Here is a 16,216-nt window from a genome sequence, read left to right as displayed (position 1 = left end):
AGGCTGAGCGGCAGTTTGAATCAGTCAGGCACCAGGCTTTTGCTTTCGATTGGCAACAACTGCACGCATGGATGCTTTCTTCCTTCCAGCTTTAACAGCCTCTGAAGTGCATCGTTCACTGCCTGCCGGTCCCGCCAGTTCTCCACATGGGCGTCTGCCTGATCGCGCAAGGCCCGGATCTCCTCATGGATGGCAGCTATCTGTTCTTCGCTTGGACTGTCGAGGATGGCGTTCTTCATGCATTGCAGCAGCGTGATCATTACTAGCGGATCCTGACTGGCATAGACCCGAATTGGAGCGATCACCATTTCCAGCATCCGTTGCATGGCTAACTGCGGGTAGTACAAGCGCGGTTGGCCTTGGTCGAAACAGCCGACATCGAATGGTGGGACCCCGCCCAGGCGCTGCAGCAGCACGCTGATCAGGTTGATCGCCCGCATGGCAGTGCCTGGGTCGTTGATTGCCGGGCTGATCGCCTTGACGGCGATTTCAGAGATTTGCCGCATGCCATATGAGACGTTAGCGCTGGCAAATTCGTTATTGTGGAAGTCGAAACAGTCGCTCGCCCTCGCCTGATCGTCTTCGCTCAAAGGCTGGCTGAAACGGATCAGTGGATGGCCCACTACCAGAAAGAAGCCCGGCTCCACCTGCACCACGGCCTTCAGGCTGCGCGTGCTCAACAGTTCGCCCAAGCGTCGCTCGTTCACCGCACGCAGGTAGCCAGGCTTGGCTGCTGGCAAACACCACCAGTCCTGATCATCTGGCATCGCGCCTGCGCTGGCGAGACGTTTCTTGCGTTTGTCCAGCGTCGCGCATGCGCCGCTATAGAGCTGGCTCAGCACCCAGTCGACCTGAATCGATTGCGAAACAGAGCGGATGAACACCACGAACATCGCCAGGCTGAAAATGCCCATCAGTAAAGCGAGTAGCAGTCCGGTCGAGGGGAGATCGTTCGGGTGGCTCTTGTTGATGGTGCTGATCAGCAGCAGATAGTAGAGCGTGCTCCCCAGGTAAATGCCGAGGATCACCCGGTTACGGGTGTCGCTGATCAGCCCCGGAAGGACGCGAGGCGTCAGTCTGGCGGCTGCGCCGTTGAGTACGACCATTACCATGGAGAAGCTGAAGACGGTCAGCGAGACGATACTGGTGATCAACGTGCCGAGAATCTCCCGGCCCGTGTCGGTATCGGTCAGGCCGGACGGGAAATAACCACGTATCGACGCAGCCAATGAAGTCGCCTCGAAGGCGAGCATCCCAGCTGCAAGCATGGCGTAGAGGCTCGTAATCAGCGCCGGATAGAAGGCGATGCTTTCCGAAACTCTCTTGACGAGACGGTAAATGGTGTTCGAGGGGGCTGACATCAGTGAGGCTGATCTGGCGTGGCGGGCTTGGTGCGCCGGTAGTGTTTCGACAGCCTTCTAACGGGAAGTACACATCCGGTGAAGGGTCTATGCTCTTTTGGAGACGGCCGGTCGCGCGCCGGAACACTGCGGCCCGGCGTAGCTCGAATATTAAGTCTGCCAGGCGCTTGGTTTGGATTCGTATGGTTCGCCTGTAAGACAGGGGTTATTCAAACAATAACGAGACCGACGAGTGAGGTAATGACCATGAGCGCTGCGTCACTGTATCCCGTGAATCCTGAAGTGGCCGCCCGGTCGTTGACTGACGAGGCCGCTTATAAGGCCATGTATCAGCAGTCAGTGGTCAACCCTGACGGCTTCTGGCGCGAGCAGGCCTCGCGCCTCGATTGGATAAAACCCTTTACGCGCGTCAAGCAGACCTCCTTTGACGATCATCACGTCGACATCAAATGGTTCGCCGACGGTACGCTAAATGTCTCCTCCAATTGCCTGGACCGCCATCTGGAACAGCGCGGCGATGAGGTGGCGATCATCTGGGAAGGCGATGACCCTTCCGAGCATCGCCGCATCACCTATCGTGAACTGCACCATGAAGTGAGCAAATTCGCTAATGCCCTTCGTGGGCAAGATGTGCACCGTGGAGATGTGGTAACCATCTACATGCCGATGATTCCCGAGGTGGCCGTGGCGATGCTCGCCTGTGCGCGTATTGGTGCCATTCATTCGGTAGTGTTCGGTGGCTTTTCGCCCGAGGCGCTCGCCGGGCGTATTATCGACGGCAGTTCCAAAGTGGTGATAACGGCCGACGAAGGTTTGCGCGGTGGTAAGACTGTGCCGCTCAAGGCCAATGTCGACGAGGCCCTGACCAACCCGCAGACCGGCTGCGTTCAGAAGATCATTGTGGTGCGGCGTACTGGCGGTGACATCAAGTGGAATCAGCATCGCGATATCTGGTACGAGGATCTGATGCGGGTCGCGGGGGATGTCTGCGCGCCGAAGGAAATGGGGGCTGAAGAACCGTTATTCATCCTCTATACATCCGGTTCTACCGGAAAGCCCAAGGGCGTGCTGCATACCTCTGGCGGCTACCTGCTATACGCGGCGCTCACCCACGAGCGGGTCTTCGACTACCGGGCTGGCGAGGTCTATTGGTGTACCGCCGATGTGGGCTGGATCACTGGCCATAGCTACCTGGTCTACGGGCCCTTGGCCAACGGCGCGACGACACTGATGTACGAGGGTGTCCCCAACCATCCGGATGTCACCCGTATCGCCAGCATCATCGACAAGCACAAGGTAAATATCCTCTACACCGCGCCCACGGCGATCCGCGCGATGATGGCTGAAGGTGCGGCGGCGATGGAGGGCGCCGATGGTTCGAGCCTGCGGCTGCTCGGCAGTGTCGGCGAACCGATCAACCCTGAGGCTTGGCACTGGTATTACGAGACGGTGGGGAAATCGCGCTGTCCGATCGTCGATACCTGGTGGCAAACCGAGACGGGCGGCATTCTGATCACACCGCTGCCAGGCGCGACTGCGTTGAAACCCGGCTCAGCCACACGGCCTTTCTTTGGTGTGGTGCCGGGTCTGGTGGACAACCTGGGTAATCTGCTCGAGGGCGCGACTGAAGGCAATCTGGTTATCCTCGATTCCTGGCCGGGTCAGATGCGCAGCATCTATCGTGACCACGACCGCTTCGTCGACACCTACTTCAAGACGTTCCGTGGCATGTACTTCACCGGTGATGGCGCGCGGCGCGACGAAGACGGCTACTACTGGATCACCGGGCGGGTAGACGACGTACTCAACGTCTCTGGCCATCGCATGGGCACCGCGGAAATAGAGAGTGCCATGGTCGCTCATCGGAAGGTGGCCGAAGCGGCGGTAGTTGGAGTACCTCATTCGCTCAAGGGCCAGGGCATCTACGTGTATGTGACCTTGGTGGCGGGCGAAGAACCATCTGATCAACTGCGCCAGGAGCTCCAGCAGTGGGTACGTAAGGAGATTGGCCCCATCGCCGTGCCAGATGTGATTCAGTGGGCGCCCGGCTTACCGAAAACGCGGTCCGGCAAGATCATGCGCCGCATCCTGCGCAAGATTGCGACTGACGAGTTTGATCAATTGGGCGACATCTCGACCCTCGCCGATCCGGGGGTCGTTCCGCAATTGATCGATATCCATAAACGGATGCGCGCGCAGGGATGAACACGACGGCGGCCTGTTGTGGGCCGCCGCGCGATGCCTTCACGCAGTTGGGAGGGCGGCTGGTGAGTCCTGATTGGCGGCAGGCTTTTCCTTCGGTACACCGGCGACGGTCAGTTCGGGGAAACTTCCTCCGATGAATTCTACGCTGCGAGTAGGGAAAGCGAATTGCACGCCCATGCCGCGTATGCCGTCAAGCAGCTGCAGGTTGATCTCCTGCTGCGCATCCATGTACTTGTTGTAGTCCGAGACTTGCATGATGTAGACGACCTCGAAGGTCAGCTGGCTGTCATCGAATGCAAGGAAATGCGCGCGGTCGAATTTGGCGTTCTCTACCCCATCAATGATCTGCCTCACCAGTGCCGCAACCTCGCGCACCTTCTCGGAAGGGGTGTTATAGGTGATACCGAACTTGAAGACGATGCGGCGCGTATTCATGCGCTTGTAGTTATGCAAGGTCTGCTTGAGCAGATCGGCATTTGCACAGACGATCTGCTCGCCGCTGAGCGCGCGGATGCGTGTGGTCTTCAGGCCGATGTGCTCGATGTTGCCCGCGACCTCACCGAATACTACGAAGTCGCCGATCTCGAACGGCTTGTCCACGCCGATGGACAGTGAGGCGAACACATCACTGAGCAGCGTCTGGACGGCCAGGGCAATAGCGATACCGCCGACGCCAAGGCTGGCGACCATTGCGGTAATGTCGACGCCGAGGTTGGCGAGGACCGATAGCAGCATCATCGTCCATACAACGATGCGCACCATGATGCCGATGATCGTAGTCGTTACCGGGTTACGCGTCTTGCCGTCATGGGTCAGGCTATCCATCCACAGGCGTACGCCTGTATCAAGCCAAAGCGCGATTTGAAATGCCAGAGCGATGAACCAGCCATGGGACATCGCCGATTCCCAGCGCTCCGGTAGTTGCACAACCTTCAGTGCAACCAGCAATGACAACGCGATCAGGAGGATGTGGCTGGTGCGGCTGAGCATTTCAGCGGCAATACCGACGAAACCGCTTCTGGATCCCTTAGCCAGTTTGCGCAATCGATTGGTGACGATTCGCACAACGGTCTGCAACACGAGATAGCTGGCTATGGTGACGCCGGCGATTATGGCGATGTTGATCCAAAGGCCTTCGTTCAACATCACATCCCAATTCATCAATTCGTTTCCTCCGGGCATGCGCAACCAGGCGCTGAAGCTGTGGGTCCTTTTTCAGTAGCCACGGCCGCGCATTAGTTCCCGCAAATCGAAGGGAAGGCGAAACGAGGTGGAGATGACGCTGAGCGTAAACTGGTCAGGGATACTGCACGACTGTTTTCAGATCATCATAAGCACCCGCATTGATGACCCTGCTGTAGCCCAGCTCCTGAAGCAGATCCTGAGCAGCCGATGAACGCCTTCCGCTGCGACAGTACAAAACGATTGGCGCATCCTTGTCAGGTGCGACGGAGCCAATACGCTCAGAGAGCTCTGCTGTCTCGATCCGCTTGGCGCCGGGAAGGGCACCTTCGGCATGTTCCTGCTCCGTGCGTACATCGATCAATACGCTGTTGGACTCCTGCAGGGCCGAGAGGGCTGCAGGCTTGTCGATGTCGCCAGCATTTGCGGTCACTGCTGTGGCGAGTAGCAGGGGAGTGAAGCGATACATGCCTGCGCGCGTTTTCTTCATGATGATCTCAACTGAAAAGACGGGTCAGATTCGGAAGGACCAGTATTATCGTTGTGGCCAAAAGGATCATCGTAGCCTGTCTGATCTTTTTCTCTTTGAACATGATGGCGGCCTTGTTGATTGTTATAACGCTTTGCCTCCGGCACCGGAATGTATGGCGGCGGAGAAGCGGCCCTCGTACTTGTCTGGTTTGAGTCAAGCAATATGCAGACCAAAGGATCGAAGGTATGCCTTGCATGCCTGGGGGCGAGTGAAGCGCGTTGACTGACTTCCAGGTTGGCGACATGTTCTTTTACCGGGATGGCTACTACGGGCCATCACTGCGAAACGGTCGGCCTCTCTGGCTTTGGCATTAGCAAGCGTGGCTTGGGCAGGTTCGCGAACTGGGCTGTGACCACTTGTCAGTACGCGCTCGAAGTACGAAGAGCAGCTTCGGCAATGACTGCAAAGCCATCGTGTGGTCAATCGATGTTGGCTCGATTGGAAACGCCGTGCTCGCGGATCGCGCATGGCGGGTCGAATCGAAACAGTCGAGGCGATGTATATGCAGGGTGGTGATACAGGAGCTCAAGGCTGACTATGGCCGTATCGCAACCCGCAAACGACAAGGCCCCGATAAACGGGGCCTTGTGTTCGATCTGGCGGTGAGGGTGGGATTCGAACCCACGATACGATTTCTCGTATACACACTTTCCAGGCGTGCTCCTTCAACCGCTCGGACACCTCACCGGGTCTCGACGGGCTTGATGTCCGTCGAGGCGCGCTAATGTAGCCGAACAGTTTCAGTATGGCAAAAAGTTTTTTAGTTTTTTCATGCGCTTAAGCGGCTGTTCGGGTACTGGCAAAGTGGTCGTTGGCGATGAACCTTATGTTGCTCTAAGGTTCATAGGGCTATTGGCATCGAATCCTGCGGTCCCGCAGCTGAGCATAGTGAATATGAAGAGCCAGGAAAGGCTTTTATGAAGTTATTCAAAAGCAAGCGCAAGCGACCCAACGTCGTCGAGGTTGCGACAAAGCGTCGCCTGCATGTCAGCCATCTGGAGCTCGGCATGTATATCTGCGAGCTGGATCGGCCGTGGCGTCAGACCGATTTTCTGTTTCAGGGGTTCCCCCTGTTGAAGCTCGAGCATATCCAGGCAGTTCGCGAGCGCTGCGACTATGTATTCGTTGATGACACCCGCCGGGTCTTGGTCGACCAGGGGCAGATGATCTTACCGTCTGCGACCCCGCTGCGCGTCACCCGCAAGATGACCCGAATACCGCTCTCGCTGGAAGTGCAGGAGGCGCGTGAAGCCTATCGCAGCAGCACATTAGTCCTGGATCAGGTTCTCCTCGACGTTCAGCAGGGACGGGCCATCGATACCAAAGCCTGTCAGGCTTTGGTTAAGCGAAACCTAGAGAGCATGTTGCGCAATGAAAGTGCGATGCTCTGGCTAACACGGCTAAAATCGCAGGACCTTTACACCAGCCTTCACTGCCTTTCCGTCTCTATTTTGGCGATGGGCTTCGGGACACACCTTGGTTTGTCGGACGATAAGATCGAGACGCTCGGTATCGCCGGTCTGCTGCATGACGTAGGCAAGATGAAGATCGACCCGGCTGTCCTGAACAAGCCAGGCAAGCTGACCGAGGAAGAGTTTCGCCACATCAAGCTGCACCCCACCTTTGGGTATGAGGCGCTCCGAGGCCAGGACGACATTCCTGCGGCGGCAGTGCAGGCCGCGCATGGACACCACGAGCGGCTGGATGGCAAAGGCTACCCGTTGGGACTGGATGACTACCAAATCCCGTTCACAACCCGAGTTATCACCATCGTCGATGCATTCGATGCAATCACCAGCCATCGTTCCTATGACAACGCACGGCCGATTCAAGCTGCTTACGATGTACTTCGTAGCAGTGCCGGGCAGCAATTCGATGATGCGCTGGTGCAAGAATTCATACGCTGGCTCGGCGTGTTCCCGGTGGGCACGTTGGTAGAGCTGCATACGGGCGAAGTGGGTTTGGTGTTGGAAAAACATCCTCAGCTGCATCTGCGCCCCAAAGTGGTCGTTCTTCGGGACGCGAACAAGAATCCCTGCGAAGCGCGCTACCTGGACCTTTCCCAGCTCACGGTCGACGCTGACGGAACGCCTTATCGGATCAGCAGCGGAATTCCCGATGGTGCACACGGGTTATTCATTGCCGATCCGCAGCTACAGACAATCATGCATCCAGAGCTGCTCGCAGTGCTCGAACTCGAGCCAGAGTACACAGAAAGCTGACCGTCCATGCTGGATGACGTCTGCTTTGATGGAGCGTCGCAGCATGCATGACTTGTCAGTCAGCCATGACGCTTTACCTTGTGAGCCTTGCTAAGTAACGTCTGCGGACTTTTAACAAGGAATAATCGTCATGAGTGATCTGGTTTCCTACGAACTCGAAGACGGCATCGCCACGCTGACTCTCAATAATGGCAAGGTCAACGCCTTGTCACCGACTGTGTTCGACGCGCTAAATGATGCGTTCGATCGGGCGGAAAAGGACCGTGCCGTCATTATCATCACCGGCCAGCCTGGAATCCTCTCTGGTGGTTACGACCTAAAGGTGATGACCTCCAGTCCTGAAAATGCCATCGCATTGGTAACCACGGGTTCGACCTTCACCCGGCGGATGCTTGCGCACCCATTTCCGATCATCGTTGCATGCCCTGGCCACGCAATTGCCAAGGGTGCCTTCCTCTTGCTGTCCGCTGACTATCGGATCGGGGTGGAAGGTCCGTTCAATATCGGCCTCAACGAAGTGCTGATCGGCATGACGATGCACCATTCGGGCATTGAGGTCGCCCGGGATCGGTTGACCAAACCGGCGTTCCATCGCTCAGTGATCAATGGTGAGATCTTCAATCCTCAGGATGCGCGCGACGCCGGGTTCATCGACAAGATCGTCCAGCCCGAAGAGTTGATGGAAGTCGCCAAGGCAACCGCGCAGCAGCTGAAGAAGATCAATATGACCGCCCACAAGAACACCAAGCTCAAGGCGCGCAAGGGCCTGCTCGAAACGCTGGATCAGGCGATACTGCTGGACCAGCAGCACTCTGTCGTCTCCTGAAGAGAATTTTCGGCAGCGTACCCAAACCTGCTGAAGCTGCGTTTAAACTGCGCTAGCAACGCCCCGCCACGGTGGGGCGTTTTATTTCCTATTCGTGTTGCATCGCAGGAGAGTCACGATGTCCGCCCCGCACACCCCGGTAGAACGCGCTGATTTCGACCAGGTCATAGTTCCCACTTTCGCACCTGCTGCCTTCATTCCGGTGCGTGGCCAGGGTTCGCGAGTATGGGACCAGAGCGGGCGAGAGCTGATCGACTTCACCGGAGGCATCGCCGTCAACGTGCTCGGCCATGCTCATCCGGCGCTAGTGGCTGCGCTGACCGAGCAGGCCGGCAAGCTCTGGCACATCTCCAATATATTCACCAACGAGCCGGCGCTGCGTCTTGCCAAGAAGCTTACAGCCGCGACCTTCGCCGATCGCGCTTTTTTCTGTAACTCAGGCGCAGAAGCCAACGAGGCGGCTTTCAAACTTGCGCGCCGCTACGCGCATGACAAGTTCGGGCCGGAAAAATGCGAGATCATCTCGGCAGTCAACAGCTTCCATGGCCGCACTTTATTTACTGTCACAGTGGGCGGCCAGCCCAAGTATTCCGACGGATTCGGTCCGAAGATCCAAGGCATCAGCCATGTCGGCTACAACGATCTGGACGCGCTTGCTGCTGCCATATCGGACAAGACATGCGCCGTAGTGCTGGAGCCTATCCAGGGTGAAAGTGGAGTATTACCGGCTGACCAGGCATACCTCGAAGGCGCGCGTAAATTGTGCGACCAGCACGATGCTTTGCTGATTCTTGATGAAGTCCAAACCGGCATGGGCCGCACCGGTGAGCTGTTTGCTTATATGAATTACGGCGTCACGCCAGACATTCTTACCAACGCCAAGAGCCTGGGCGGTGGCTTCCCGATCGGCATGATGCTAACCACCAACGAGATTGCCGCACACTTCAGCGTTGGTACCCATGGCACCACATACGGCGGCAATCCACTGGCGTGCGCTGTGGCCGAGGCAGTTGTCGATATCGTCAACACGCCTGAGGTGCTGAGCGGGGTCCGAGATCGGCATGAGCGTTTCAAGCGTGGCCTGCTGGAGATCGGCCAGCGCTACGGCCTGTTCGATCAGGTGCGCGGTATGGGCATGTTGATTGGCTGCGTGCTGAACGACGCCTGGAAAGGCCGTGCACGTGAGATATTCGACGCAGCAGAGCGCGAGGCGCTGATGATCCTGCAGGCCGGTCCCGACGTAATACGCCTGGCCCCTAGCCTTATCATCGAAGAGGCCGATATCGCCGAAGGCCTGACCCGCTTCGACCGTGCTGCCGCAAAATTGACCCAGGCCTGAGTAAGGCGTGTTCTGGCAGGAGTCGATTCCTGCCTCAACTTTATTCGAGAGTGTAACTATGAGCGACAGCCTGCAACTGATCCTGGAAGACGTGGATGGCACACAGCTTGAGACGTCCTGCACCCGTTTTGCCGTGATGTGGCAGGGGCGGGAAGTCTGGATTCAGCAAGTCGGAAACAACCAGCTAATGATCGGCGTGGATGTGGAAGACGGGGACACCGAGTACGCCAACCTGCTGCTTCGTCCACTGGCAACCAATCTGGTCAGCCTCGAGCTTGAGATGGAGCCGGTTGAGGCGACCGACGACGATCATGTCCATGGACCTGACTGCAATCACGACCACTGACCGTCGTTGCATCCCGGTGCTCGCTCAGCTGTTGGAGCTAACGCTGAGCGGGCGCGAGCCGGACGAAAAAATCCAGTTCAGCGCCAGTGGCGCCAAGTTGGAATGGCTGGCCGAAGGTGTCATGCAGGTGTCGCCGCCCCAAGGGCAGGATAAAGGGCTCGATCTGGTGCTCTCAGCCGGGGTGCATGGCTGTGAAGTCGTCCCGATCAAGCTTCTCGACAGCCTGATAAAGGCCATCGGACGCGGCGAGGTTCACCCGCGTGCTCGATTGCTGTTGATGTTCTGTAATCCGCCCGCCATGCGGCAAGGGGTGCGGCGGGTTGGCCAGGATCTGAATCGTCTGTTCTGTGGCAAGCACGCAGGGGGGGAGAGCGATGAAGCCCGCCGCGCCTCTGAACTCGAAGCCCTGGTTGCAGCCTTCTTTGATGAGCCGGATCGGCGCCGCTGGCACTACGATCTGCACTCGGCCATGCGCGCCTCCAAGCTGCCTCAGTTCGCGATAAGCCCGTGGGTGCCAGGTCGCGAGATAACGTCAGAGAGCTTGAGGCGTCTTGAGCAGGCTGCGGTGGACGGGTTGCTGTTACAACATAAACCATCGGGGACGTTCAGCGCACATACCGCGGCTCGTCACCAAGCAGAAGCCTTCACTCTCGAAGTGGCTGAGGCGCCTGATGACACTTGGCCGGCCTGTCTTGACGAGCTTCTCCAGGCTGCGCGGGATTGGATAGAGGCTGTCGAGCCTGTTCGCATTGGTCAGTCTGGCTCTTTGATGAAGTTCCGTTTGGCCCGGGAGATCGTCAAGTACAGCGAGCACTTTTCGCTGCTTCTGCCTGCAGATATCGAGAACTTCACGCCAATTCCACCCGGCATGCTCTTGGCGGAGGATGAGAATGGTCTGAGCTGGGTGGTGGAGGAGCGAGATGCTCGAATCCTGTTTCCAATGATGGATGTGGCGATCGGCGAACGCGCCGGTCTCATCGTGGTGCCGCTAGATTAACCGCTTGGTTCTGGAGGCTCGGATCTGGAGCCAAACTCAGGCGATGATCAACGGGCAAAGAGGCGCGCCTCGATCGCGCGCCACCTTGAACTCAGACACCCGCTGGCGGGTTGGCGAGTGAGTCGTTACCCGTAACGGTCGCCGTCCCTGTGGCCGCCTGCGCGTTGGCCTTCATGCGAGCATCGTCAGCTTCACTGCGTTCCAGAGGCATGCTGCGCGAGTTCCCTTCGGCCATCTTGGTTTGCTCATTTACATCGCAGAGCACGCGTTTCGCTTCGCAGTGACCGGTTACGCCCCGAGCTAATGCCATGCCACCCATGCCCAACTGAATCAGCCCGCCCAAACCTCCGCGGCTGAGTCCCTTACCAAGGAAGTACAAGCCGCCGGCGATCGAGGCTGCGCGTTCCCAGCCGTGCACGTTTTGTGAAGCCTTGTCAGATTTGTTCATGTGTAATCACTCCAAGACGATGGTGTGATAGATGACCCTGGCGCGTTGAACCTGTTCCAACCACAAGTCGGTAAAGCCCAGGATCAGAGTCAGGGCTGACGGAGCCCGCCCCGGTCGACAACGTTAGCGAGCAGCCATTTCGAACACTTTAAGGACGAACGCATATTCAAGAGCTACGTCCTTGAGCGCCTGGTAACGTCCGCTCATGCCGCCGTGCCCGGCACCGAATTCAGTTTTGAGCAGTAGCAGGTTGTCGTCGGTTTTGTGGGCGCGCAACTTGGCCACCCACTTGGCCGCTTCCCAGTACTGCACGCGGCTGTCGTTGTAGCCGGCTACGGCGAGAATAGCCGGGTACGGTTGATCTCTAACGTTTTCATAAGGGGCGTAAGCTTTTATTCGTGCATGAACGTCTGGCTGGTTAGGATCGCCCCATTCATCGTATTCGGTGACCGTTAGTGGCAGGTCAGCGTTGAGCATCGTGTTCAGCACATCGACGAAGGGCACTTCAGCAATTGCGGCGCCAAACAGCTCAGGCCGCTGATTCAAGACCGCCCCGATCAGCAGTCCGCCGGCGCTGCCACCACTGATGGCGAGTCGACCCGGCTCGGTATAGCCGTCGGCGATGAGCTTCTCGGCGCAAGCGATGAAGTCGGTGAAGGTGTTCGCCTTGTGCTCCAGCTTCCCGGCGCGATACCAGGCCTCGCCAAGATCACCGCCCCCTCGTACATGGGCGATGGCAAATATGAATCCGCGGTCCAACAGTGACAGCCGCGCATGGGAAAACCAGGGGTCGAGGCTGTGGCCATACGCGCCGTAACCGTTAAGATAAAGCGGTGACGGTTTTCCCAGCAGCTCGCGGCGCCCCACCAGGCTGATCGGCACTTGGGTACCGTCGGCGGTTGTCGCCCAGATACGACGGCTTTCGTAGGCATCGGCATCGAAGGGGCCCTCCACCGGCGTTTCCTTGAGAACCGTCTGCTCGCCATCGGCCAGGTTCAATTGGCGAATCTGAGCAGGCCGGTTCAAGGCTTCATACCGTAGACGAATTACCGGGCTGTGAAACTCAAGTGTGTTGTGAACGTGCAGACTGTAGGCTGCATCGGGCAGCTGCACGCGGTAGTGGAATCCCGCTGCGGGGCGAACCTCGATGATCGGAAGCCCTGCTTCACGCAGGCTCAACGTGATGGCGCCTGCATTGAGGCTTACATCCTCGAGCATCACTGACGCGCTATGGCCAATCAGCTCTTGCCACTGATCTCGCTGTGGCGCGCGCTCAGGTGCATGGTAAAGCGCGAAGTTGATTCCGGCCTGGTTGCTGCGGATCAGCCAGCTCCACTGACCATCTAGCAAGCCATGGTCCGGGTAGTACTCATGCTCTTCCTGGCGCGGCGCAAGGCAAATCCAGTCGCCATCGGGTCGATCCGCTGACAGCACCCAGGCTTCGCTGGTCGTCTTGCTGTTGGAGAGAATCACTAGCTGACGTTCGGAGCTGGCCCGGTAGCAGTGCACGAAATAGCGACCATCCGGGTCGTGATAGACCTCGGCGCGATCGCTGTCGCCCAGGCGGTGGCGGTAGATCTTGTGCGGCCGATGGGTTTCGTCGAGTTCGCCGAAGAACAGTGTTCGATTGTCGTTGGCCCAGGTCATGCTCCCGTCGCAATCTTCGAAAGGCAGGGCAATCACGTCGCCGGTTTGCAAGTCCTTGACGAACAGTTGATAGATCTCGTCGCCCTGCGTGTCGAGGCTGTAGGCCAGTTTGCTATGGTCCTGGCTGACGCTGAACGCGCCCAGAGACAGAAATTTTCCAGCTGCCAGTTCATTGGGGTCGAGCAGCAGCTGTTCGGCGGTCTCAACCACTGTGAACGAACCGTCCGCTGGCCGTGGGCAGCGATAGTGGCGTGGGTACTCATCGCCGGCGGTGGTGCGTTGGTAGTAGAGCCACCCACCCCAGGGGGAGGGCAGTGAAAGGTCGGTTTCCCTGATGCGGCCCTTGATCTCCTGAAACAGCTTTTCACGGAGCTCTGCCTGCTCGGCCAATTGGTCGTCCAGATAAGCATTCTCGGCTTTGAGGTAGTCGATGACCTCAGGTGCATCACGGTTTTCCATCCATTTGTACAGATCGACACCAGCATCCACTCGAGCAATCGGGGCAGACATTTATAACTCCTGAGCGCCGCCGCGACTGGCGCAGCGGTACGAAAATGGGCGGCTGCACTGAGTGTACTGTTGCAAACCCGTCTGTGACGATCCTTGCGGTAGGTGTTCATTGGCCCCATCAACGCATTAACTGCGTGAATGCCCACCGATGAAATACATGCGGTCTCCACTGCAGTGTGGCCGGCCTTGGCTAGGCTTACCGCTCTGATTGCCAGTGAGCCGCCTGGTGTGATCAGTCAGCTGATTGACAATGGATCGCTTTTCCATGAAGGTGTGCTCACCCAAATCAAACGGGCGTATGAATCGAGCGTTTGCCACGCAAATGCCGTCAGCCCGGTTTATCGTGTCGGTGGGTGTCGTTTCACCGGGAACGGTGACGGTCTTCAGGCCGATGACGTGCGACACGTAACGTTCAGCTTCCATACCGTGGAGATCAGTTGATGATTTACGAAGGTAAAGCCATCACGGTTAAGGCTCTTGAGAGCGGCATCGTCGAATTGAATTTCGACCTCAAGGGTGAGTCCGTCAACAAGTTCAACCGCCTCACCCTCAATGACCTTCGCCAGGCAGTCGACGCCATCAAGGCCGATGCTTCGGTCAAGGGCGTAATCGTTACCAGCGGCAAGGATGTATTCATCGTCGGTGCAGACATCACCGAATTCGTCGATAACTTCAAGCTGTCCGACGAGGAGCTGGTCGCCGGTAACCTCGAAGCGAACAAGATTTTCAGTGATTTCGAAGACCTCGGTGTCCCGACTGTCGCCGCCATCAACGGCATCGCATTGGGTGGTGGTTTCGAAATGTGCATGGCTGCTGACTACCGCGTCATGTCCGCCGTCGCCAAGGTCGGCTTGCCGGAAGTGAAACTGGGCATTTATCCAGGCTTCGGCGGCACCGTTCGCTTGCCACGTCTGATCGGCGTCGATAACGCCGTCGAGTGGATCGCTTCCGGTAAGGAAAACCGTGCTGAAGACGCTCTCAAGGTTCGCGCCGTCGATGCCGTAGTCGCTCCCGATCAGCTGCAAGCCGCCGCTCTGGATCTGGTCAAGCGCGCTATCTCCGGCGAACTCGACTACAAGGCCAAGCGTCAGCCGAAGCTGGACAAGCTAAAGCTCAACGCAATCGAGCAGATGATGGCTTTCGAAACCTCGAAAGGTTTCGTGGCCGGTCAAGCTGGCCCGAACTACCCGGCGCCTGTCGAAGCGATCAAGACCATTCAGAAAGCCGCCAATTTTGGCCGCGACAAGGCGATCGAAGTCGAGGCTGCAGGCTTCGTCAAACTCGCCAAGACTTCGGTCGCGCAGAGCTTGGTCGGTCTGTTCCTTAGCGATCAGGAGCTGAAGAAAAAAGCCAAGGCCTACGACAAGCAAGCCCGTGAAGTGAAGCTGGCCGCGGTGCTGGGCGCCGGCATCATGGGTGGTGGCATCGCCTATCAGTCGGCTGTCAAAGGCACGCCGATCCTGATGAAGGACATCCGCGAAGAAGGCATTCAGATGGGCCTGAACGAGGCCTCCAAGCTCCTCGGCAAGCGCGTCGAAAAAGGTCGTCTCTCTCCGGAAAAGATGGCAGAAGCCCTCAACGCCATCCGCCCAACCATGTCCTACGGTGATTTCGGTCACGTCGACATCGTGGTTGAAGCCGTGGTCGAGAACCCGAAGATCAAGCAGTCGGTTCTTGCCGAGGTCGAAGGCCTGGTGCGTGAGGATGCGATCATCGCCTCCAACACATCCACCATCTCCATCAGCCTGTTGGCCCAGGCGCTCAAGCGTCCGGAAAATTTCTGCGGCATGCACTTCTTCAACCCGGTACACATGATGCCGCTGGTGGAAGTGATTCGTGGCGAGAAGACCAGCGAAACGGCGATTGCCACCACCGTTGCTTACGCCAAGAAGATGGGCAAGAGTCCGGTTGTGGTCAACGATTGCCCAGGCTTCCTGGTCAACCGCGTTCTGTTCCCGTACTTCGGCGGCTTTGCTCGCGCCATCGCTCATGGTGTGGATTTCGTCCGCGCTGACAAGGTGATGGAGAAGTTCGGCTGGCCTATGGGTCCGGCTTATCTGATGGATGTCGTTGGCATGGACACTGGCCATCACGGCCGTGACGTCATGGCTGAAGGCTTCCCGGATCGCATGAAGGACGACACCCGAACGGCCGTCGACGTGATGTACGACGCCAACCGCCTCGGCCAGAAGAACGGCAAGGGCTTCTATGTCTACGAGATGGACAAGAAAGGCAAGCCGAAGAAGGTAGTGGATCCGCAGTCCTACGAGCTGCTGAAGCCGGTTGTCAGCGAGACCCGCGAGCTCTCTGACGAAGACGTCATCAATTACATGATGATTCCGCTTTGCCTGGAAACCGTCCGCTGCCTGGAAGACAACATCGTCGAAACGGCTGCCGAGGCCGATATGGGTCTGATCTACGGCATCGGCTTCCCTCCCTTCCGTGGTGGTGCGCTGCGCTACATCGATTCGATCGGTGTTGCCGAGTTCGTAGCCCTGGCCGACAAGTACGCCGACCTTGGCCCGCTGTATCACCCGACTGCGAAGCTGCGTGAGATGGCTGCCAGCGGCCAGAGCTTCTACGGTTAATTGAGGAAAGAAG

Annotated in this window: 12 protein-coding genes and 1 tRNA gene; 7 read left to right on the top strand and 6 right to left on the bottom strand. The window is 57.9% G+C overall.

The features are described from left to right. Positions 1–20: 20 nt before the first annotated feature. The gene (locus tag EA797_RS05960; RefSeq protein WP_122164210.1) at positions 21–1,361 is read right to left on the bottom strand and encodes a DUF2254 domain-containing protein; all 1,341 of its coding nucleotides are present in this window, start codon (positions 1,359–1,361) and stop codon (positions 21–23) included. A gap of 246 nt (positions 1,362–1,607) precedes the next feature. Between EA797_RS05960 and acs the strand changes: the two genes are divergently transcribed. Continuing rightward, the gene (gene acs, locus EA797_RS05955) at positions 1,608–3,566 is read left to right on the top strand and encodes an acetate--CoA ligase (RefSeq protein ID WP_122164710.1); all 1,959 of its coding nucleotides are present in this window, start codon (positions 1,608–1,610) and stop codon (positions 3,564–3,566) included. 39 nt (positions 3,567–3,605) lie between these two features. On the opposite strand, the gene EA797_RS05950 is transcribed toward acs, so the two are convergent. The 3 genes from EA797_RS05950 to EA797_RS05940 form a co-directional block, all read right to left on the bottom strand. Next, positions 3,606–4,727, bottom strand: coding sequence for a mechanosensitive ion channel family protein (locus EA797_RS05950; RefSeq protein ID WP_122164209.1), 1,122 nt, complete (start codon positions 4,725–4,727; stop codon positions 3,606–3,608). A gap of 136 nt (positions 4,728–4,863) precedes the next feature. After that, positions 4,864–5,238 (bottom strand): rhodanese-like domain-containing protein, encoded by a 375-nt coding sequence (locus EA797_RS05945; protein WP_425275563.1) that lies wholly within the window; start codon positions 5,236–5,238, stop codon positions 4,864–4,866. Between the two features lie 639 nt (positions 5,239–5,877). Next, positions 5,878–5,967, bottom strand: a tRNA-Ser gene (locus tag EA797_RS05940). Positions 5,968–6,197: 230 nt separating this feature from the next. Here EA797_RS05940 and EA797_RS05935 point away from each other — a divergent pair. The 5 genes from EA797_RS05935 (at position 6,198) to EA797_RS05915 (ending at position 11,010) form a co-directional block, all read left to right on the top strand. After that, positions 6,198–7,502, top strand: coding sequence for an HD-GYP domain-containing protein (locus EA797_RS05935; RefSeq protein WP_122164208.1), 1,305 nt, complete (start codon positions 6,198–6,200; stop codon positions 7,500–7,502). 130 nt (positions 7,503–7,632) lie between these two features. Further along, the gene (locus tag EA797_RS05930) at positions 7,633–8,328 is read left to right on the top strand and encodes a crotonase/enoyl-CoA hydratase family protein (RefSeq protein WP_122164207.1); all 696 of its coding nucleotides are present in this window, start codon (positions 7,633–7,635) and stop codon (positions 8,326–8,328) included. Positions 8,329–8,446: 118 nt separating this feature from the next. Next, the gene (locus tag EA797_RS05925; protein WP_122164206.1) at positions 8,447–9,667 is read left to right on the top strand and encodes an aspartate aminotransferase family protein; all 1,221 of its coding nucleotides are present in this window, start codon (positions 8,447–8,449) and stop codon (positions 9,665–9,667) included. A 58-nt stretch (positions 9,668–9,725) separates the two neighbouring features. Next, positions 9,726–10,013, top strand: a complete 288-nt coding sequence (locus tag EA797_RS05920) for a topoisomerase II (protein WP_122164205.1) — start codon at positions 9,726–9,728, stop codon at positions 10,011–10,013. Then, on the top strand, positions 9,985–11,010 hold the full coding sequence (locus EA797_RS05915) for a succinylglutamate desuccinylase (protein ID WP_305127014.1): 1,026 nt from the start codon (positions 9,985–9,987) through the stop codon (positions 11,008–11,010). The genes EA797_RS05920 and EA797_RS05915 overlap by 29 nt, the downstream gene beginning before the upstream one ends. A 91-nt stretch (positions 11,011–11,101) precedes the next feature. On the opposite strand, the gene EA797_RS05910 is transcribed toward EA797_RS05915, so the two are convergent. Both EA797_RS05910 and EA797_RS05905 read right to left on the bottom strand, forming a co-directional pair. Next, entirely contained in the window at positions 11,102–11,458 is a 357-nt protein-coding gene (locus EA797_RS05910; RefSeq protein WP_122164204.1) for a YgaP-like transmembrane domain, read from the bottom strand. 123 nt (positions 11,459–11,581) lie between these two features. After that, positions 11,582–13,615, bottom strand: coding sequence for a S9 family peptidase (locus tag EA797_RS05905; protein WP_122164203.1), 2,034 nt, complete (start codon positions 13,613–13,615; stop codon positions 11,582–11,584). Between the two features lie 440 nt (positions 13,616–14,055). Here EA797_RS05905 and fadB point away from each other — a divergent pair, with 440 nt between their 5' ends. Continuing rightward, positions 14,056–16,203, top strand: coding sequence for a fatty acid oxidation complex subunit alpha FadB (gene fadB, locus EA797_RS05895; protein ID WP_122164201.1), 2,148 nt, complete (start codon positions 14,056–14,058; stop codon positions 16,201–16,203). Positions 16,204–16,216 lie beyond the last annotated feature (13 nt).

Origin of the sequence: Stutzerimonas zhaodongensis (genome assembly GCF_003696365.1) — a bacterium.
Taxonomy (GTDB): Bacteria; Pseudomonadota; Gammaproteobacteria; order Pseudomonadales; family Pseudomonadaceae; genus Stutzerimonas; species Stutzerimonas zhaodongensis.
The sequence above is the reverse complement of the archived record's forward strand: the minus strand, read 5'-3'. Positions and strand labels throughout refer to the sequence as shown.